Source organism: Geodermatophilus obscurus DSM 43160 (assembly GCF_000025345.1).
In the GTDB taxonomy this organism is placed as follows: domain Bacteria; phylum Actinomycetota; class Actinomycetes; order Mycobacteriales; family Geodermatophilaceae; genus Geodermatophilus; species Geodermatophilus obscurus.
Map to the genome: position 1 here is coordinate 2,501,476 of NC_013757.1, position 18,502 is coordinate 2,519,977.

The 18,502-nt window shown below is 75.4% G+C and carries 16 protein-coding genes and 2 pseudogenes; 13 read left to right on the forward strand and 5 right to left on the reverse strand.

The window, feature by feature from the left end; genetic code table 11:
* Window positions 1-126 precede the first annotated feature (126 nt).
* Complete coding sequence (locus tag GOBS_RS11775; protein WP_012948514.1) at window positions 127-711, forward strand: RNA polymerase sigma factor; 585 nt, start codon at window positions 127-129, stop codon at window positions 709-711.
* 71 nt (window positions 712-782) lie between these two features.
* On the opposite strand, the gene GOBS_RS11780 is transcribed toward GOBS_RS11775, so the two are convergent.
* Window positions 783-2,099, reverse strand: coding sequence for a Dyp-type peroxidase (locus GOBS_RS11780; RefSeq protein ID WP_012948515.1), 1,317 nt, complete (start codon window positions 2,097-2,099; stop codon window positions 783-785).
* Window positions 2,100-2,121: 22 nt separating this feature from the next.
* Window positions 2,122-2,595, reverse strand: coding sequence for a hypothetical protein (locus GOBS_RS11785; RefSeq protein WP_012948516.1), 474 nt, complete (start codon window positions 2,593-2,595; stop codon window positions 2,122-2,124).
* A 159-nt stretch (window positions 2,596-2,754) separates the two neighbouring features.
* On the opposite strand from GOBS_RS11785, the gene GOBS_RS11790 reads away from it, so the two are divergent.
* The 6 genes and pseudogenes from GOBS_RS11790 to GOBS_RS27395 all read left to right on the forward strand — a co-directional run bounded on the left by GOBS_RS11790 (window position 2,755) and on the right by GOBS_RS27395 (window position 6,872).
* A complete protein-coding gene (locus GOBS_RS11790; RefSeq protein WP_012948517.1) occupies window positions 2,755-3,489 on the forward strand; it encodes an AfsR/SARP family transcriptional regulator in 735 nt (244 codons plus the stop codon).
* Between the two features lie 80 nt (window positions 3,490-3,569).
* Window positions 3,570-4,004 carry a hypothetical protein gene (locus tag GOBS_RS11795; RefSeq protein ID WP_012948518.1) on the forward strand — a complete coding sequence of 145 codons (435 nt, stop codon included), beginning with the start codon at window positions 3,570-3,572 and terminating at the stop codon, window positions 4,002-4,004.
* Between the two features lie 105 nt (window positions 4,005-4,109).
* Window positions 4,110-4,658: a hypothetical protein gene (locus GOBS_RS11800; protein WP_012948519.1), complete on the forward strand. Its 549-nt coding sequence runs from the start codon at window positions 4,110-4,112 to the stop codon at window positions 4,656-4,658.
* Complete coding sequence (locus GOBS_RS11805; RefSeq protein WP_012948520.1) at window positions 4,630-5,817, forward strand: cytochrome P450; 1,188 nt, start codon at window positions 4,630-4,632, stop codon at window positions 5,815-5,817. Before GOBS_RS11800 ends, GOBS_RS11805 begins: the two co-directional genes overlap by 29 nt.
* Before the next feature lie 85 nt (window positions 5,818-5,902).
* Window positions 5,903-6,481 (forward strand): annotated as a pseudogene (locus GOBS_RS29685) (NAD-dependent epimerase/dehydratase family protein); the annotation flags it as partial.
* 232 nt (window positions 6,482-6,713) lie between these two features.
* Window positions 6,714-6,872 carry a hypothetical protein gene (locus tag GOBS_RS27395; RefSeq protein WP_166487359.1) on the forward strand — a complete coding sequence of 53 codons (159 nt, stop codon included), beginning with the start codon at window positions 6,714-6,716 and terminating at the stop codon, window positions 6,870-6,872.
* 14 nt (window positions 6,873-6,886) lie between these two features.
* Here the strand turns inward: GOBS_RS27395 and GOBS_RS11815 are convergent, their stop codons facing one another.
* Together GOBS_RS11815 and GOBS_RS11820 are read right to left on the reverse strand one after the other, a co-directional pair.
* On the reverse strand, window positions 6,887-7,945 hold the full coding sequence (locus tag GOBS_RS11815; protein ID WP_012948521.1) for an App1 family protein: 1,059 nt from the start codon (window positions 7,943-7,945) through the stop codon (window positions 6,887-6,889).
* Between the two features lie 139 nt (window positions 7,946-8,084).
* The gene (locus GOBS_RS11820; RefSeq protein WP_012948522.1) at window positions 8,085-8,288 is read right to left on the reverse strand and encodes a cold-shock protein; all 204 of its coding nucleotides are present in this window, start codon (window positions 8,286-8,288) and stop codon (window positions 8,085-8,087) included.
* A gap of 258 nt (window positions 8,289-8,546) precedes the next feature.
* Here GOBS_RS11820 and GOBS_RS11825 point away from each other — a divergent pair, with 258 nt between their 5' ends.
* From GOBS_RS11825 to GOBS_RS29335, 4 genes and pseudogenes are all read left to right on the forward strand, one after another.
* Window positions 8,547-8,798, forward strand: coding sequence for a hypothetical protein (locus GOBS_RS11825; protein ID WP_041241456.1), 252 nt, complete (start codon window positions 8,547-8,549; stop codon window positions 8,796-8,798).
* A gap of 139 nt (window positions 8,799-8,937) precedes the next feature.
* Window positions 8,938-9,090, forward strand: coding sequence for a hypothetical protein (locus tag GOBS_RS27400; protein WP_012948523.1), 153 nt, complete (start codon window positions 8,938-8,940; stop codon window positions 9,088-9,090).
* Window positions 9,087-10,571, forward strand: a complete 1,485-nt coding sequence (locus tag GOBS_RS11830) for a thioredoxin family protein (protein ID WP_012948524.1) — start codon at window positions 9,087-9,089, stop codon at window positions 10,569-10,571. Before GOBS_RS27400 ends, GOBS_RS11830 begins: the two co-directional genes overlap by 4 nt.
* Window positions 10,568-11,110: pseudogene (locus GOBS_RS29335) on the forward strand (UGSC family (seleno)protein). Before GOBS_RS11830 ends, GOBS_RS29335 begins: the two are co-directional and overlap by 4 nt.
* A gap of 97 nt (window positions 11,111-11,207) precedes the next feature.
* On the opposite strand, the gene GOBS_RS25435 reads toward GOBS_RS29335, so the two are convergent.
* Window positions 11,208-11,756 (reverse strand): hypothetical protein, encoded by a 549-nt coding sequence (locus GOBS_RS25435; protein ID WP_012948527.1) that lies wholly within the window; start codon window positions 11,754-11,756, stop codon window positions 11,208-11,210.
* A gap of 334 nt (window positions 11,757-12,090) precedes the next feature.
* On the opposite strand from GOBS_RS25435, the gene GOBS_RS11850 reads away from it, so the two are divergent.
* A complete protein-coding gene (locus GOBS_RS11850) occupies window positions 12,091-12,906 on the forward strand; it encodes a beta-ketoacyl-ACP reductase (protein ID WP_012948528.1) in 816 nt (271 codons plus the stop codon).
* Between the two features lie 49 nt (window positions 12,907-12,955).
* Complete coding sequence (locus tag GOBS_RS11855) at window positions 12,956-18,487, forward strand: ATP-binding protein (protein ID WP_012948529.1); 5,532 nt, start codon at window positions 12,956-12,958, stop codon at window positions 18,485-18,487.
* Window positions 18,488-18,502: the final 15 nt, after the last annotated feature.

Below are 18,502 nucleotides of genomic sequence, written 5' to 3' on the forward strand. Positions count from 1 at the left end.
CGCCTGGCTGACGCCCGGCTGACGTCCGGCTGACGCGGCCTCGTGTTCCGGCTGACGCCCGGCTGACAGGGCCCGCCCACGCTCCGGGACGACGGCGATGCCGCCGTCCCGGACCGGGGAGTCGCCATGGACGCCGCAGCAGTGACCGACCTGGTGCGCCGCGCCGCGCGGGGGGACCAGCGGGCGTGGCGGGGGATCGTCGACGAGTACGGCGTCCTGGTGTGGTCGGTGGCGCGGGGCTTCCGGCTCGACGAGGCGCAGACCGCCGATGCCGTCCAGACGACCTGGCTGCGGCTGGTGGAGCACCTGGCCGACATCCGCGACCCGGAGCGGCTGCCCGGCTGGCTGCGGACCACGACCCGGCGGGCCTGCCTGGCCGTGGCCCGCGACCACTGCCGCGAGCAGGTGACCGACGACCTCGAGCAGGTCCCCGCCGTCCACCGGGACGGCCCGACCGACGACGCCGGGCCGGAGACGAGCGCCGTGCGGCACGAGCAGCAGATGCTCGTCCGCCGCGCGGTGGCCGCACTGCCCGCGCAGCAGCAGGCGCTCCTGGGCCTGCTCGTCGCCTCCCCGGCGCCGAGCTACGCGCAGATCAGCGCGCGGCTCGGGATGCCCGTGGGCAGCATCGGCCCGACGCGGGCACGGATCCTGGCCCGGCTGCGGACGACGCTGGAGACGGCCGGGGTGTACGACGCGGTCCCGGCCTGAGGTGCCCGGCCGAGGTGGCCCCGGGTGAGGGGTGCTCGGCACCACCCCGGTGAGGCCCGGGAGCAGCGCGCTCAGGTCCCGGCGAGGTGGCGGATCCCGGTCACGCTCGGGAGGAAGACGTACGCGCCGCCCCGGGTGGTGACCAGGCGGGGCAGGCCGGTCAGCTCGGCCCGGCCGGCGGCCGTCCGGAAGCGGAAGGCGCGGCCGGCGCCGGTGCCGTCCCCGGTGCCGAGGAAGGGGTCCTGGGTGCGGCCCAGCCCCGGTGCGAAGAGCCCGTCGAGCGCCCACTCGGCCATGAGGAACTCGAACTGGTCCCGGAGGCTGGCACCGATGAACAGGCCGACGACCCCGCGCTCCTGCCCGTCGTCGGGCCGGGCCGGGTCGTACGGCGGGCCGTAGGTCAGCCCGCGCCGCACGACGCGGTGCTTGGCGCCCCCGCCTCCGGCGACGGGGGAGTCGCGCGGGTGCATCCGCCGGACGTGCGCGCCGATCGGGCAGCGCTCGCCGCGCTCGTCACCGGAGTAGTCGAAGTCGTTGAGGGCCTCGGGTGGCAGCCGGGCATCGGTGTCCGGGGAGAGGACCAGCGGCGTCCCGCTGCGCCACCGACCGCACAGCCGGGCGGCGACCAGCTCCGCCGACGTGCCGGTGCGCTGCGCCTGCTCGGCCAGCAGGGCGCAGAAGGCGGCGACGTCCTGGGCCATCACCCGGAACGCCGCGAAGCTGCCGTTGCGGCCGAGGGCGGGCGGGTCGGGCACGGGGTAGCTGTGGCCGGTGAACTGGCTGGGGTACCCGAGCAGGAAGGCACCGGTCGGCTGGACGGGCAGCCGGTCGGGCGGGCCGGGGGGCGGGGCGGGGTCGACGGTCGGCTGGGAGATCCCGTCCACGTAGCCGAAGTGGTCGACCCGGCCGGGCAGCAGGTCGCCGTCCAGGCGGTCGAGCTCGGTCAGCCCCGGTGCGGTGCCGGCCAGGACGGCCTCAGTGGCCCGGTCCCGCGCCGCCGGGGAGACGGCCGCCAAAGACAGCAGCAGGTGGAACCCCGGGTCGGTGAACGCCGGGCGCCAGTGCACCGGGTCGCTGGGCCCGGTGTCCCCGACGAGCGCGGCCCGGGCGACGGCGCCCGCGGTGAACTCGGCGGGGAAGCCGGCCGGCGGCACCCCCAGCGCCTGCAGCCCGGCCGCGGTGACCGCCACGTTGAGGCAGGACTCCGGCTTCTCGGTCCACGGGGTCGCCGTGGTGACCTGCGGCCGGCCCGGGGTACCGTCGACCAGCGAGCCGAGCAGCGCGCGGGCGGCCGGAGCGGAGTCCACGCGCAGCAGCAGGTGCCGCGCCGTGGGCATCGTGTAGCCGCGGACGACCAGACCCTGGACGTCGGAGAGGTCGAGCACCACCTGAGCCCCCGTTCCGCCGGGCTCAGCCGGCGTCGTCGGCGCGGATGTCGATCACCGGCCGGGTGGGATAGGCGCTGTAGAAGGGCCCGACGCACCCCAGGTCGTGCCGGCGGACGTAGGCGAGGAACTCCTCGGGGTGCTGCTGCACCGGGAGCGGCGGCGGGTCGACCATGTGCCTCAGCAGCATGTCGAACACCGGCCCGATGTGGTCGACGAAGTCCATGATGTAGCGCTCGAAGTCCCCGTCGTACGTGGTGATCACGGCCAGCCGCGCATCGTCGTCGAGGAAGACGAACCGGGCGAAGTGCACCGTGCCGATCGCGTCCAGGGCGGTGATGACCGGGTTCCGGTCGCGAGGCAGGGCCTGCAGCTGCTCGACCTCCGCCCGCAGCGCCGCGCGCGCATCGGGGCGGACCGGCATGACGAGCGTCAGCGGGCTCTGCACCGTCGTCCCGGTCGTGGTCCCGCTGGTCGCGTCCGTGGTCACACCGGTCATGCCCGACCTCCTCGTCCTGCGGACGACGGCAGCCGCCCGGGTCCGCGACGATCCGGCGCGGGCGTCACCGCGCCGTCACCGCCGTGTCACCTCGCCCCGGTGTATCAGGACCGGCCGCGCCCGCCTCTGCCGGTCGTGCAGCACCGGGGAGCGGACGCCGTGGACGTGCGGGCGACGACGTTGCGGGTGGGCCTGCTGGGCGGCTCCACCCTCGGCGCCGCCGGCGTCCCGGCAGGGCCGGACGCCGTCCCCCGCAGCGTGCAGCGCCTGGTGGCGTACGTCTGCCTCTCCGGTCGGCCGGCCCGGTCGGCGGTCGCCGGCCAGCTGTGGGGCGGGGTCCCCGAGGAGCAGGCGCACGCGAGCCTGCGGTCGGCGCTGTGGCGGCTGCACCGGCTGGCACCGGGGCTGCTGGACACCTCCGGAGGCGCGCTCACCGTGGCCCCGGGCGTGCACGTCGACGTCCGGGAGCTGTGCGCCTGGTCGGCCCGGGTCCGGGACCGGCGCACCGGTGTGGAGGACCTGCGCCTCCCGCTCCCGGAGCTCCACGGCGACCTGCTGCCCGGCTGGTGCGACGACTGGGTCCTCGTCGAGCGGGAGCGGTTGCGGCAGCTGCGGCTGTACGCGCTGGAGACCCTCGCCGCGCGGTTGGCCGACGCGGGGCGGCCGGGCGACGCGGTCGAGGCGGCCTCCCTCGCCGTCCGGGGGGAGCCGCTGCGCGAGAGCGCGTACCGGGTCCTGGTGCGGATCCACCTCGCCGAGGGCGACGTGGCCGCTGCCGTCCGTTCCTACCGGCAGTTCCGGGCGAGGGTCCGCGACCAGCTCGGGCTGGACCCGACCGACCGGCTCACCCGGCTGGTCGCGCACCTGGGTGAGGGACGGCGGGTGGCCTCCTGAGGACCTCCGCCGGCCGTGTATCAGGCCGGCGGTGGTCCGCCTCCGTCCGGTGTACCGGACACCCACCCGGGAGGTCAGGGATGGACCCGCAGGCGCCCGCTCCGCCGGATCCGTGGGGCGACGTCTCCTACCGGCAGCTGCTCACCGGCCTGCGCGAGTTCCTCCGCACCGACGGACAGCGCCACCTGGACGACCCGAACGTCGCCTCGATCGGCCTGGGCTACAAGGTCACCGGGGGGCGGCCGACCGCGGAGCTGTCGGTGCAGTTCACGGTCGAGGAGAAGCGCGTCGGTCCGGAGGCGCTGGCCGCCCTGGGGACGCACCCGGTCCCGGAGGCCGTCACGGTCGCCGGCGTCCGGGTGCCGACCGACGTGCTCGAGCGCCGCTCCCAGCCGGCCCTGGCCGGCGGCCGCAGCAGCCGCACCCCCGTGGCCTCCGTCCCCCGAGGCGGCGACGCCGACCCGACGGCACGCCGTCGTCCCGAGCGGGGCACCAGTGCCGGTCGTCCCTTGTGAGCACCCGGCGGCGGCAGGACCATCGCCTCCACGGGCCCGGTGACGGCGAGCCGCCCCAGCGGAGCGGCGGTCGCCGCCGGTCGGGCACCCGGGAGGGAGGCTCCCGTGCGACGAGCCGTCACCGGCCTGCTGGGCTGGTTCGCGGTCTTCGGCCTGGGCGTCGGCGGGTGGCAGGCGCTCGCCCCGGCGTCGTTCTACGAGGACTTCCCGGGTCTGGGCCGGCACTGGGTGAGCGTCGACGGTCCCTACAACGAGCACCTGCTCCGGGACGTCGGGCAGGGCAACCTGGCCATCGGCGTCGTGGCCCTCGTCGCGCTGCTGACCGGCGGGGTCTGGCTCGCCCGGGCCACGGGCCTGGCCGCGGTCGTGGCCTACCTGCCCCACCAGCTGTACCACCAGCGGACCCTGCACCTGCTCCACACGACCAGCGACGAGGTCCTGCAGACGGTGACCCTGACCCTGGTGTCGGTCGCCGCGATGCTGCTGACCGCGATGGCGTTCCGGTTGCCGGCCGAGCCCGCCGGCCGTCCCGCACCCGGTACGGCCGGGCGCACCGGCCGGTCCCGCGCCGCGTTCCTCCCCGGACCGGGGACGCGGCCGCCCAGTCCGAGGGGAGCGAGCCCGCATGACGACCACCCGACCGACGTTCGATGACTTCCTCGCGTGGCTGGAGGCCGGGCGGGAACACGGGCAGGTCCACTTCGACGACCGGCAGCAGTGCTGGCAGGTGCTGGGCCACCCGGAGGCCGGCATCGTGCTGTCCGACCCGGTCGTCTTCTCCTCCGACCTCACGGCGCTGCAACCCGCGCAGGACGACCTCGCGCTCTTCCAGCGCGGCAACCTCGTCCGGATGGACCCGCCGCGCCACCGGGTGCTGCGGTCCCTGGTCAACCAGGCGTTCACCCCGCGGGTCGTGGCGGGCCTCGAGCCGCGGATCGCCGAGCTCACCACCGAGCTGCTCGACCGGGCGGGGGAGCGGTTCGACCTGGTCGACGCGCTGGCCTATCCGCTGCCGGTGATCGTGATCGCCGACCTGCTGGGCGTCCCGACGTCCGACCGGGGGCTGTTCCGCCGGTGGGCCGACGTGCTGCTCGGCCAGGAGATCGACCCCGACCAGGGGCTGGTGGAAGCCGGCGAGCAGGCGGTGAGCGCCGTGGCGCCGACCGTCCGGGAGATGAACGCCTACTTCCTGGAGCACATCAGGTCCCGGCGGACGCACCCGGGCGACGACCTGACCAGCCGGCTCATCCAGGCCGAGGTGGACGGCCGGCGGCTGGCGTACGAGGAGATCGTCGGCTTCGTCGGGCTGCTGCTGGTCGCCGGGCACGTCACCACGACCGCGACGCTGGGCAACAGCATCGTCGCCTTCTCCGACGCCCCGGACGCCGCGGCCGAGGTCCGGGCCGATCCGGACCTGCTCCCGGCAGCGATCGAGGAGGTGCTGCGGATGCGGACGCCGTTCCCGCGGCTGGCCCGGATCACCACGGCCGACGCCGAGGTCGGCGGCGTGCACATCCCGGCCGGGCAGGTGGTGCTGCCCTGGCTGGCCGCCGCCAACCGCGACGCGCGGGTGTTCGCCGAGCCGCAGCGCTTCCACCTGCACCGCCGGCCCAACCCGCACCTGACCTTCGGGCACGGCGTGCACTTCTGCCTCGGCGCGCCGCTGGCCCGGCTGGAGGCCCGGGTCGCGCTGCGGCTGCTGCTGGAGCGCTACCGGGACATCGAGGTGGCCGCCGACGAACCGGTCGAGCACCGCAATCCGTGGACGATGGTCGCCGTCTCGAGGCTGCCGCTCGTCGTCCGTCCCGCCTGACCGCGAGGCCGCCGTGACCGACGTGCGCCAGACGCCCCTGCGCCCCGCGCCGCCGGAGGACGGTCCGTCCGGCGTGCACGTCGTGGTGGGGGCCGGGGGCGCGGTCGGCCGGCTCGTCGTCGGTCACCTGCACGCGGCGGGGGTCAGGGTCCGCGCGGTGACCCGGGACGGCCGGGACGTCGGCACCCCGGGTGTCGAGGCCGTGGCGGCCGACGCCCGGGACGGCGCCGCGCTGGCCGCCGTCAGCCGCGGGGCGGTCGCCGTCCACCACTGCGTCATGCCGGAGTTCAGCCGGTGGACCGAGGAGTTCCCGGTGGTGACCGACGCCCTCGTGCACGCCGCCCGGGCGGTCGGCGCCCGGCTGGTCTACGCCGACGACACCTGGATGTACGGCCGGGTCGACGGGGCCATGACCGAGGACACCCCCTGGCGGCCGGTCAGCGCCAGGGGCGTCCTCCGCGCCTGGCTCGCCGAGCGGCTGCTGCACGCTGCCGCTGACGGGGGGCTGCGCGTCAGCATCGCCCGCGCCGGGGAGCTGTACGGCCCCGGCGTGCGCTCGGTGATCGCGGGCAACGTGTTCGGCGCCGCGCGCCGCGGCCGGCCGGTGCACTGGCTCGGTGATCCGGACCAGCCGCTGACCCCGACCTTCGTCGACGACTTCGCCCGGACGGTCGCCGTCCTCGGCATGCGGGACACGTCGGACGCGGCGGTCTGGCACGTGCCGCACCCCCGGCCGACCAGCGGGCGGGCCCTCGCCGCGGAGGCCTGCCGGCAGGCCGGGACGCGGCTCCTGCTGCTCCGGTACAGCGCCGTCCAGCTGCGGGTGCTCGGCCGGCTGGTGCCCGCTGGCCCGGGAGGGAGCCGAGCTGGTCTACCAGTTCGAGCAGCCCTTCGAGGTGGACGGCGGCCGGGCGGCGCGGGCCTTCGGGCTCCCCGCGACCCCGTACGAGGACGGCGTGCGCCGCACGCTGGCCGCGCTGTCGGCTGCGGCAGCCGGGCGCCGCCCCGCCCGGCGACGGGTCCCCGCCCCGCTGGTCCCGCCGCCCGGCGGGTGAGGCCCCCGGGCCCCTCAGCCGCCGGCTGCGCTGCCGAGGGGGGCCGGCCGGACGGCGAGCAGGCCGGCGCGGTCGAGCAGGTCGGCGAGCGCCCGGCCGTCGCCGGCACGGACGACGGGGACGGCGCCCGCCCGCTCCTCGGTCTCCGGCGGCTCCGTGCCGATCGGGGCGACGGTGCGCAGCGCGATCGCCGCGACCCGGTCCGGGTGCGCGCGGGCGAAGTCGCGGTAGATCTCGGGGTCGTGCTCGCCGTCGTCGCCGACCAGGACCCACCGCACGCCGGGCAGGTCGGCGGTCAGCCGCTCCAGGGACGCCCGCTTGTGCGCCCGGCCGCTGCGGAACCACGCGCGCGGGCTGATCCCCCAGTCGGTGAGCAGCAGGGCACCGGCCGGGAAGCGGTGCCGCTCGAGGAAGGCGGTGATCGGCCCGGCCAGGTTCCACGGCCCGTTGCTCACGTAGACGACCGGTGCGTGCGGGGTGCCCTCGACGAGCCGGACCAGCAGCGCCGCCATGCCGGCCACCGGGCGGCGGGTGGAGCCGTTGCCCGCGAAGGTGCGCCACGCGGCGCGCAGGGGGTGCCGGATCCCGGTGATCCACACCGTGTCGTCGATGTCGCAGACGACGCCGCGGCGCGCGTCGGGGGAGGCGACGTGCAGCGGCGCCGGCACCGGCGGGCGGCCCTCCGGGTGCAGCAGGGCCGTGGCCGGACCAGGGGGCAGCTCGGCGGCCACGGTGAGGTCGATCAGGCCCGCGTCGTCGGCACGCGCCCGGACCCGTACTGCGCCCAGGGTGACGTCGATCTCGCCGTGCGGCTGCTCGAGGGTCAGCAGCCGGCGCCAGCCGGGGATGTCGAGGCGGGCGTTCGGGTCGGTGCCCGCGGGGGCCAGCAGCAGCCGTCCCCGCACCCGCGCCCGGCCTTGCGCGGCGTACCCGGGGTAGCCGAGGGCAGCGGTCGTCCAGCCACGGCGACGGGCGCGGGCGGAGAGTGCCCGGTCCAGCCGGACCTTGGCGCGGTACGCGGCCTCGATCGCCCGCAGCGACCAGGTCGCGGGGTCGGCGGGCTGGTCGGGCACGAGCGCCTCCGCGGGGACCGGTGGTCCGCAGACCGTACCGGCCCGACCGCGGTGCCCCGGGTCCGGCACGGGCCCCGGGAACGACCGGACCCCCACGGCAGGAGAGCCGTGGGGGTCCGGTGCCGTGTGCCGGCGTCGCTCAGATCGCGCGGACGTTCTCCGCCTGCGGGCCCTTCTGGCCCTGGGTGACGTCGAACTCGACGCGCTGCGCCTCGTCCAGCGACCGGTAGCCGCTCCCGCTGATCGCCGAGAAGTGGCAGAAGACGTCGGGGCCGCCGCCGTCCTGCTCGATGAAGCCGAAGCCCTTCTCGGCGTTGAACCACTTCACAGTGCCCTGGGTCATGTCGTTTCCCTCTTCCGTGCTGTCGCATCAGGACAGACGGTTGCCGGTCCTGGGTCGCCGCACCGACCGGCAGGACCGAGAGGAACGTCAGGCAGAGACGACTGTCGACGTTCGGGAACGAAGCAGAGGCACAACAGCGACCGGACGCCACGATACGCGATCACCCGCCACCCTGGGGACGCGCCACCGCGACCGGGCGGACCTCGTCCGGGGACGCTCCCGGCCAGGACCCCCGTCCGTGCCCGCCAAGGAGTCCCGATGGACATCACCACCGTCAACGACCGGCACCTGTACCAGGGGCGGGTCGTGGTGCAGGACCCGGCGGACCCGTCCCGTTCGATCGAGATGCCGCGCAGGATCGTCCGGTTCGGGCCTGCCGGCTGGCTGACCGTGATGGCGGCCCTGACCGAGGACGCCGAGATCGAGCTGTACCCGGCCGCCCGCGTCCTGGCGGTCACCGATCTCCGTGAGGTCGGCGTGCCCGGTCACCCGCCCGGTGCCGGCGCGTGACGGCGACCCCAGCAGCGGGCAGCGGGCGGTCGCACGGTCGTCGGCGGCGCAGGGTCCCCGTGGACGTCGTCCCCGTGGACGTCGTCCTCCGCGCCGCGACCGGGGTTCCGCGGTCCCCGTGGGGGGAACACCGTGCCGTGTGACCGATCCGGACGGGACACCCGAGGTGGAGCAGCGGCTGGCGGAGGACCTGGACCCGGAGCGGCACCGGGCTCCGTCGGAGGGCATCCCGCAGGAGCTGTCCGACGACGCGGGCGGGGAGGATCCCCCACCATCGGGAAGCGGCCGGTGAGCGCGGTGCCGCCGCGCACACCGGGGAGCACCCGCTCCGGCACGGACGGGCGCGGTGTAGGAGCGCCGGGCCCGGGCGGCGCCGGGCAGCTGCCCGACGGGTTGGTCGCCGTGGTCAAGCACGACTGCCCGACCTGCGTCCTGGTCGAGCCGGTGCTGCGCGGCCTCGGTGCCGCGGTGTGGTGCCAGGACGACCCCACCTGGTTCGACCACGACGACACCGCCCTGGAGCTGTCCTACCGCCTGGGTGTGGAGACGGTCCCGACCCTGCTGCGCATCGAGCACGGGGTGGAGACCGCGCGGACGGTCGGCTGGAGCCGCGAGCAGTGGGAGGCGCTGACCGGCGTCCCCGGGCTGGGGGAGGGCCTGCCCGAGCACCGGCCGGGCTGTGGGTCGCTGTCGGTCGACCCGTTCCGGATCGACGCGCTGGAGGCGCGGTACGGCGGCAGCCGGCTGGTCAGCCGCCGGATCGAGCTGGCCGACCTCGAGGACGAGCACGAGGCGCTGTTCGACCGGGGTTTCACCGACGGGTTGCCGGTCGTCCCGCCCACCCCCGAGCGGGTGCTCCGGATGCTGCGCGGCACGACTCGCGACCCCGGTGAGGTGGTCGCCGTCGTCCCGCCGGACCTCGTGCCCTGCACCGTCGAGAAGGTCGCGGTCAACGCGGTGCTGGCCGGCTGCCTGCCCGAATACCTGCCGGTCGTCCTGGCGGCGCTGGAGGCGGCGTGCGCGGAGGAGTTCGCCCTGCACGGCGTGCTGGCCACGACCCACTTCGCCGGTCCGGTCGTCGTCGTCAACGGGCCGGTCGCCGCCCGGATCGGGATGAACAGCGGGGTCAACGCCCTCGGCCAGGGCAACCGCGCGAACGCCACGATCGGCCGGGCGCTGCAGCTGGTGGTGCGCAACGTCGGGGGCGGCCGTCCCGGTGAGGTGGACCGGGCGACCCTGGGCAACCCGGGCAAGACCGGCTTCTGCTTCGCCGAGCGCGAGCAGGGCAGCCCCTTCGCCCCGCTGGCCGCCGACCGCGGGGTGCCCGGGAACGCGGTAACGGTCTTCGCGGGGTCGGGTGTGCAGCCGGTGGTCGACCAGCTCAGCCGGGAACCCGAGTCGCTGGCCCGGTCGTTCGCGGCCTGCCTGCGCGTCAACGCCCACCCCAAGCTGCCGATGGCCTTCGACGCGATGCTCGTCGTCTCCCCGGAGCACGGCCGGGTCCTCCGCGAGGCCGGCTGGGACCGCGCCCGCCTGCTGGCCGAGCTGGACGGGCTGCTGAGGCTCCCGCCCGGTGAGCTGGTACGCGGCGCCGGCGGGATGGCCGAGGGCCTGCCGCCCGGGGTCGCCGCCGACGACGTGCCGAAGTTCCGGCCCGGCGGTCTGCTGGTGGCCCACGCCGGCGGGGACGCCGGGTTGTTCAGTGCGATCATCGGCGGCTGGGTCGGCGGCGAGACGGGGAGCACCCCGGTGACGCGGGAGGTACGGGCATGAGGACGGTCCTCGACCCCACGGGCGAGCGCCGGGCGCCGGAGCGGGCCCTGCTGCCTCGCCCGGCCTCGCTGCAGGGCCGGACGGTGGGTCTGCTGGACATCAGCAAGGCCCGCGGCGACGTCGTCCTGGACCGTCTCGAGGAGCTGCTGCGCGAGCACGGCGCCACGGTGCGCCGGTACCGCAAACCCACGTTCGCCCGCGTCGCCCCGGTGGACCTGCGGCAGGAGATCACCGAGCACTGCGAGGTGGTGGTCGAGGCACTGGCCGACTAGGGCTCGTGCACGTCGTGCAGTGTGCACGACATCGCCGACCTGGAGCGCCGGGGCGTGGTGGGGGTCTTCCTCGCCAGCGAGGCCTTCGCCGACGCCGCGCGGCTGCAGGGCGCGGCGCTGGGCTTCCCGGTGCCCTGCGTGCTCGTGCCCCATCCGGTGCAGGACCGCACGGACGCCGAGCTGCGCGCGGTCGCTGAGGAGGTCTGTCCGGCGGTGGTGGCCGCCGTGACCTCGGGCACCGCGTCGCCGCGGAGCCCGTCGGTCTGACGCAGCCACCCCCTCCGTCCCCGGCTCCGCCGGCGCCCCCGTGCCGGTCGGGGCGCGGAGACCGCACCGACTGCTCGGTGGGGTCGCCGCGGTCCGGTCAGGCCGGCGTGGGAGTCTCGCCGAACAGCCGGCAGTCCCCGCCGAGCTCGTCCCACCGCGGCACGACCGCCCAGCCGGGACCGGCGTTCTGGACCACGTTGTGCACCCCGGTGATCTCGTACATGCAGGACGAGTCCGGATCGCTGCCGACCCACAGGTCGATGGTGTACTCCGCCGCGCCCGTGGGGTCCGAGCAGGCGCCGCAGCGGTCCTCCACCACGAAGTACGCGCGGACCAGCGGGACGTAGAAGACGGCCCCGACCGGGAACTCGTCGCCGCCCTCGTAACCCACCGCGAGCGTGATCGGGTCGTCGAAGGTCCCCGTGCCGCCGGCCTTGCGACCGGAGGAGGTGGTACGGGTCCCGGCGGGCGAGTTGTCCTCCAGGCTGTACCCGGTCAGCCACGCTGTGTCGACCCACCCGTGCGGTTCAGGCCCGGGGTGGGCGGCGGCCTGCGGGGCGGCGACCGTCGGCACCAGGACGGCGGCGCACAGGCCGGTCAGCCCTGCGGCGGCGGTGGTCACGGTGCGGCGGGTCGGTGTCCTCATGGCGTTCCTGTCCGTGGGTGGGCGGGAGCGCGGGCCACTCTCCCGGCCTCGCTGTCGGCCCACGACCCGGGGGCCGGTACGACGGCGAGTCGGCAACAGGGCGTACCGGACACGCCCACGGGTGTCGCGACCGCCGGCGGGCTGTCGCGGGCCGGGCCGGGCCTCCACCGGCCCCCTGTGCGGGGCATCAGCGGACGTAGTCGTTCCCTGTCTTGCCGTGCCGTCCCGTCGGCACCATGCTGCCGGTACTCGAAACCGAAGGCGTGGTCTGGCGCACAGACCCGGCTCCGGTCCAGGCACGAGACGCGTGCACCCAAGTGCTCAGGAGGAGCCGGTGACAGCGACCCAGGAACGGACCAGCAGGACCGGTGAGAAGCTCTCCGGCCGGGTGGCCTTCGTCACCGGCGGGACCCGGGGGATCGGGGCGGCGATCTCCCGCAGCTTGGCCGCCCAGGGCGCCGACGTCGCCGCCGGCTACAGCGGCAACGACGAGGCCGCCGAGCGCTTCCGCAAGCAGTTCTGCGACGACTTCCCCGACCAGGGCTTCTCCGTGCACAAGGGCGACATCGCCAACCCCGATGACTGCCGGCGCACCGTCGCCGAGGTCATCGAGAAGCACGGCCGGCTCGACATCCTGGTCAACAACGCCGGCATCACCGCCGACCGCACTGTGCTGAAGATGACCGACGACGACTGGCGCCGGGTCATCGACGTCAACCTGTCCGGCGCCTTCTACCTGTCCCAGGCCGCGCTCAGGCACATGCTGGAGCGCGGCACCGGGCGGATCGTGATGATCTCCTCGGTCATCGGCGAGATGGGCGGCATCGGCCAGTCGAACTACGCCTCGGCCAAGGCCGGGCTGCTGGGCCTGACCAAGACGCTGGCCCGCGAGGCCGCGCACCAGGTGCAACGCTCCGGCAAGGCCGACGGCCTGGGCATCACCGTCAACGCCGTCACGCCCGGCTACACCGCGACCGAGATGCTCGGGACGGTGCCGGACAAGGTCATCGATCAGCTCAAGGCCAAGACCCCGATCGGCCGGCTGGGTGAGCCGGAGGAGGTGGCCCGCGTCGTGCACTTCCTCGCGGCCGACGCCTCCGGCTACATCACCGGGCAGGTCTGGGGAGTCAACGGCGGCCTCGACATGTAACCGTCGAGCAACGTCCCCGCAGGTCCCAGCCAGAGGAAGAGGTGTACGGGTGTTCGACCGCATCGCCGTCGTCAACCGTGGGGAGCCGGCGCTCCGGCTCATCCGTGCGGTGCGAGAGCTCAACGCCGAGCACGGCACGCGGACCCGCGTCGTCGCCCTGCACACCGAGGCCGAGCGCCGGGCGACGTTCGTGCGCGCCGCCGACGAGGCGGTGCTGCTGGACGACAGCGGGGGCGGCTCGCCGTACCTCGACCACGCCGAGCTGGCCCGGGCCCTGCGCGTCAGCGGTGCCGACGCGGCCTGGGTCGGCTGGGGCTTCGTCGCGGAGGACCCCGCCTTCGCCGAGCTGTGCGCCGACCTCGGCGTGACCTTCGTCGGGCCGCCGCCCGAGGCGATGCGCCTGCTCGGCGCCAAGATCGAGGCCAAGGTCCTCGCCGAGAAGGTTGGCGTCCCCGTCGCTCCGTGGAGCCATGGCCCGGTCGAGAGCCTGGACGACGGCCGGCGGCACGCCGACGTCATCGGCTACCCGCTCATCGTCAAGGCCCGCAGCGGCGGCGGCGGCCGCGGGATCCGCGTCGTCCGTTCGCCGGACGAGCTCGAGGAGGCCCTGACCCGCACCCGCTCCGAGGCGGAGAAGAGCTTCGGCGACCCGATCGTGTTCATGGAGCGGCTGGTCGAGGGCGGGCGGCACGTCGAGGTCCAGGTGATCGCCGACCAGCACGGCACGGTCTGGGCACCCGGCGTGCGCGACTGCTCGGTGCAGCGGCGCAACCAGAAGGTCATCGAGGAGTCCAGCTCACCGGCGCTGACCGGCGAGCAGGACGCCGCCCTGCGCGAGTCCGCCGTCGCGCTCGTCCGCGCCGCCGGCTACGTCGGCGCGGGCACCGTGGAGTTCCTCTACCAGCCGGAGGAGCAGCTCACCACGTTCCTCGAGGTCAACACGCGGCTGCAGGTCGAGCACCCGGTGACCGAGCTGACCACCGGGCTGGACCTGGTGAAGCTGCAGCTGCACGTGGCCGCCGGCGGCCGGCTGGAGGGCCGGCCGCCGGAGGCCAACGGGCACGCGGTGGAGGCGCGGCTGACCGCCGAGGACGCCGAGCAAGGGTTCGCCCCGGCGCCCGGCCGGGTGGAGCTGCTGCGGCTGCCGACCGGGCCGGGCGTCCGGGTGGACACCGGGATCAGCGTCGGCGACGTCATCCCGCCGCAGTACGACTCGATGATCGCCAAGGTGATCGGGTGGGGCCGCGACCGCTCCGAGGCCCTCGCCCGGCTGCGCTGCGCCCTGCAGGAGACCACCGTCGTCCTGCGCGGCGGCACCACGACCAAGTCCTTCCTGCTCGACCTGCTCGACCGCCCCGAGGTGGTGTCCGGCACCGCCGACACCGGGTGGCTGGACCGCGCCGGCAGCGTCGGCGCGCCCCGGGCGTCCGAGACCGCGTGGGTGGCGCTCGTGCAGGTCGCCGTCGACCTGGCCGAGGCCGAGGAGGAGCAGGAGCGGCTGGCCTTCCTCGCGTCGGCGCGCGGCGGCCGGCCACGGGCACCGCACGAGGTCGGCCGCACCATCGAGCTCGGCATGCGCGGCCAGGTGTACCGGCTGACCGTCGCCACCGTGGACCGCGACCGGTACCGGGTCGGCCTCGACGGCCGGGTCGTCGACGTCGAGGTCGACCGGCTGGGCCCACTGGAGAGCCGGCTCAGCATCGGCGGACGGCGGTACTCCGTGGTCGCCGCCCAGGCACCTGGGTCCTCCCTGGTGGAGGTCGACGGGGAGACTCACCGAGTGAGCCGCGACGTCGGCGGCGTGGTCCGCGCACCTGCGCCTGCCGTGGTCGTCGCCGTCCGCGCGGGGGTGGGCGACGAGGTGGAGGCCGGCCAGCCGATCGCCGTCCTCGAGAGCATGAAGATGGAGACGGCGGTGCGGGCGCCGTTCGCCGGCCGGGTCCGCGAGGTCCGGGCCGCGGTGAACAGCCAGGTCGACGCCGGCGCGCCGCTGCTGACCCTGGAGCGGACCGGCGGCGACGTCGAGGAGGCGACCGGCGAGCGGGTGACCCTGCCCGACGCCGACGAGACACCGGACGGCGACCCGCGGGCGCGAGCGCTGGACCGGCTCGCCGCGTTGCGGGCGCTGGTCACCGGCTACGACGTCAGCGGCCGGCACGCCAAGCGGCTGGTCGCCGAGTACGCCACCGCCCGCGACGAGCTGCCCGCCGACGACGCCCAGCTGCTGCACGCCGAGCTCGACGTCCTGGTCACCTTCGCCGACATCTCCGAGCTCTCCCGCAACCGCCCGGCCAGCGCGGAGGAGGAGGCCGAGACCCAGGTCCACAGCCCGCGGGAGTACTTCCAGGCCTACCTGCGGTCCCTCGACGTGGAGCGCGAGGGGCTGCCGGAGGCCTTCCGGGCCCGGCTGCGGCGGGCACTGGCCCACTACGGGATCGAGGACCTCGAGCCGAGCGCGGCGCTGACCGAGGCGGTGCACCGGATCTTCCTCGCCCAGCAGCGCGTCGCCGAGCAGCTGCCGGCCGTCTCGGCGCTGCTGGACCGCTGGCTGACCGCCGACCAGCTGCCCGAGGGCCCGGCGCGCGCGGAGGTGGGGGAGGTGCTCGACCGGCTGGTCGTCGCCACCCAGCTGCGCTACCCGTCGGTCGGCGACATGGCCCGCGCGGTGCGCTACCGGCACTTCGAGGAGCCCGTCGTCCGGGCGGCCCGGCAGGAGGTCCTCGACCGGGCCGCGCGGCTGCTCGACGAGCTCGACGAGGCCGGCGCGCGCGGCGACACCGCAGAGAGCATCCGGCGGATGGAAGCGCTGGTCGCCAGCCCCGAGCCGCTGGTGCGGCTGCTGGCGCAGCGCTTCGACCGCGCGACGTCCGTCCCCGACCCGGTCCTCGAGGTGCTCACCCGCCGCTACTACCGCAGCCGCAGCCTGGAGGACGTGCGCTCGACGCTGCTCGACGGGGACACCTGCGTCACCGCGGAGTTCGACCTGCACGGCAACCGGCTGCACCTGCTGGCGCTGATGACCGACCACGCGCGGCTGCCGGAGGCGCTGGGGTCGGTGGCCGGCGCGCTGGCCGACGTCGCCGACCCGACGCAGGTGGTCGTCGACCTCTACCTGAACTGGCCGGACCGCCCCGCGGACGACGACGAGGTCTCCGAGCGGCTGCGCGGGCAGCTCGAGGGCGTGCCGGCGCTGCGGACCGGCCGCCGGGTGACCGTCACGGTCTGCACCCCGGACGGCGAGGTCGAGACGATCACCTTCCGGCCGACGCCGGACCGGGCACAGAGCCCGACAGGGAGGAGCGGCCCGGCCACGGGGCTCGCCGAGGAGCGTGTCATCCGCGGCCTGCACCCGCTCACCGCACAGCGGCTGGACATCTGGCGGTTCAAGGAGTTCGACGGCGAGCGCGTGCCGTCCCCCGAGGACACCTACCTGCTGCACATCACGGCGAAGGAGAACCCGAACGACGAGCGGTTCATCGCCATGGCCGAGGTCCGCGACCTGACCCCGGTCCGCGACGAGCACGGCGCGGTCGTCGGGTTCCCGACCATCGAGCGGCAGCTCACCTCCTGCCTGGACGGCCTGCGGCGGGCGCAGTCGCTGCGGCGGTCCCGGCGGCCGCTGGAGAACAACCGCATCCACCTCTACGCCTGGCCGTCGATCGAGGTGCCGCTGGCCGAGGTGGCCGAGTTCGCGCGCACCGCCGCCCCCCTGACCTACGGCGCCGGCCTGGACCAGATCGTGCTGCTGGCCCGGCTGCCGGAGGAGGGCGGCCCGCCGCGCGACGTGGCGCTGCGCTTCTCCGCCCGCCCGGGCACCGGGGTGCAGATGCGGGTCACCGACCGCCCGACCGAGCCGCTCAGGGTCCTGGACGACTACACCGCCAAGGTGCTCAGCTCCCGGGCCCGCGGCGCCCCCTACCCGTACGAGCTGGCGCCGCTGCTGGCCGGGTCGGACGGCTCGTTCGTCGAGCACGACCTGGACGCCGACGGCCGGCTCGCGCCCGTCGAGCGCCCGCCCGGGCAGAACAAGGCCGGGATCGTCGTCGGCCTGGTGACCACGCCGACGCCGCGCTACCCGGAGGGCATGACCCGGGTGGCCCTGTTCGGCGACCCGACCAAGGCGCTGGGCACCGTGGCGGAGCCCGAGTGCGCGCGGGTCGTGGCCGCCCTGGACCTCGCCGAGGAACGGGACATCCCGGTCGAGTGGTTCGCGCTCTCGTCGGGCGCGCGCATCTCGATGGACAGCGGCACGGAGAACATGGACTGGGTGTCGCGCGCGCTGCGCCGGATCATCGAGTTCACCCAGGCCGGCCGCGAGATCAACGTCGTCGTCACCGGGATCAACGTCGGCGCCCAGCCGTACTGGAACGCCGAGGCCACGATGCTCATGCACACCAAGGGCATCCTGGTCATGACCCCGGACAGCGCGATGGTGCTCACCGGCAAGCACTCGCTGGACTACTCCGGCGGGGTGTCGGCCGAGGACAACTTCGGCATCGGCGGCTACGACCGGGTCATGGGGCCCAACGGCCAGGCGCAGTACTGGGCGCCGGACCTCAACGGGGCGCTGGACGTGCTCTTCCGGCACTACGACCACGCCTACCGGGCGCCGGGGGAGCGCTGGCCGCGGCCTGCGCAGACCTCCGACCCGCGCGACCGGGATGTGCGCTCCTTCCCGCACACGCACCCGGACAGCGAGTTCACCACCGTCGGCGACGTCTTCTCGGCGGAGGCCAACCCCGAGCGCAAGAAGGCCTTCGACATCCGCACCGTCATGCGCGCGGTCACCGACCAGGACCACCCGGTGCTCGAGCGGTGGGCCGGCATGGCCGACGCCGACACCTCCGTCGTCCTCGACGCCCACCTCGGCGGGCACCCGGTGACCGTCCTGGGCGTGGAGTCCCGGCCGATCCCGCGGCGCGGTAGCCACCCCGCCGACGGGCCCGACCAGTGGACGGCGGGGACGCTGTTCCCGCGCTCGTCGAAGAAGACCGCCCGCGCCATCAACGCGGCCAGCGGCAACCGGCCGCTGGTGGTGCTGGCCAACCTCTCCGGCTTCGACGGGTCACCGGAGTCCCTGCGCAACATCCAGCTGGAGTACGGCGCGGAGATCGGCCGGGCGATCACCAACTTCGACGGCCCGATCGTCTTCTGCGTCGTCTCCCGCTACCACGGCGGCGCCTTCGTCGTCTTCTCCGGCGTCCTCAACGACAACATGGAGGTCCTCGCCGTCGAGGGCTCCTACGCCTCGGTGATCGGCGGCGCGCCGGCCGCCGCGGTGGTGTTCGCCCGCGAGGTCGACAAGCGCACCGCGGCCGACCCCAGGGTGAAGGAACTGGAGGCCGCCATCGCCGCGGCCGACGCCGTCGAGCAGGCCCACCTCCGGTCGCAGCTGGCGACCCTCCGCAGCGCCGTCCGCTCCGAGAAGCTCGGCGAGGTGGCCGCCGAGTTCGAGGCGGTCCACGACATCGAGCGCGCCCGCCGGACGGGCTCGGTACACGCCATCATCCCCGCCGCCGAGCTACGGCCTCGCCTCATCGCCGCCGTCGAGCGCGGCATGGACCGCGCGGCCACGACCTGACCAGCCCACAGAGAG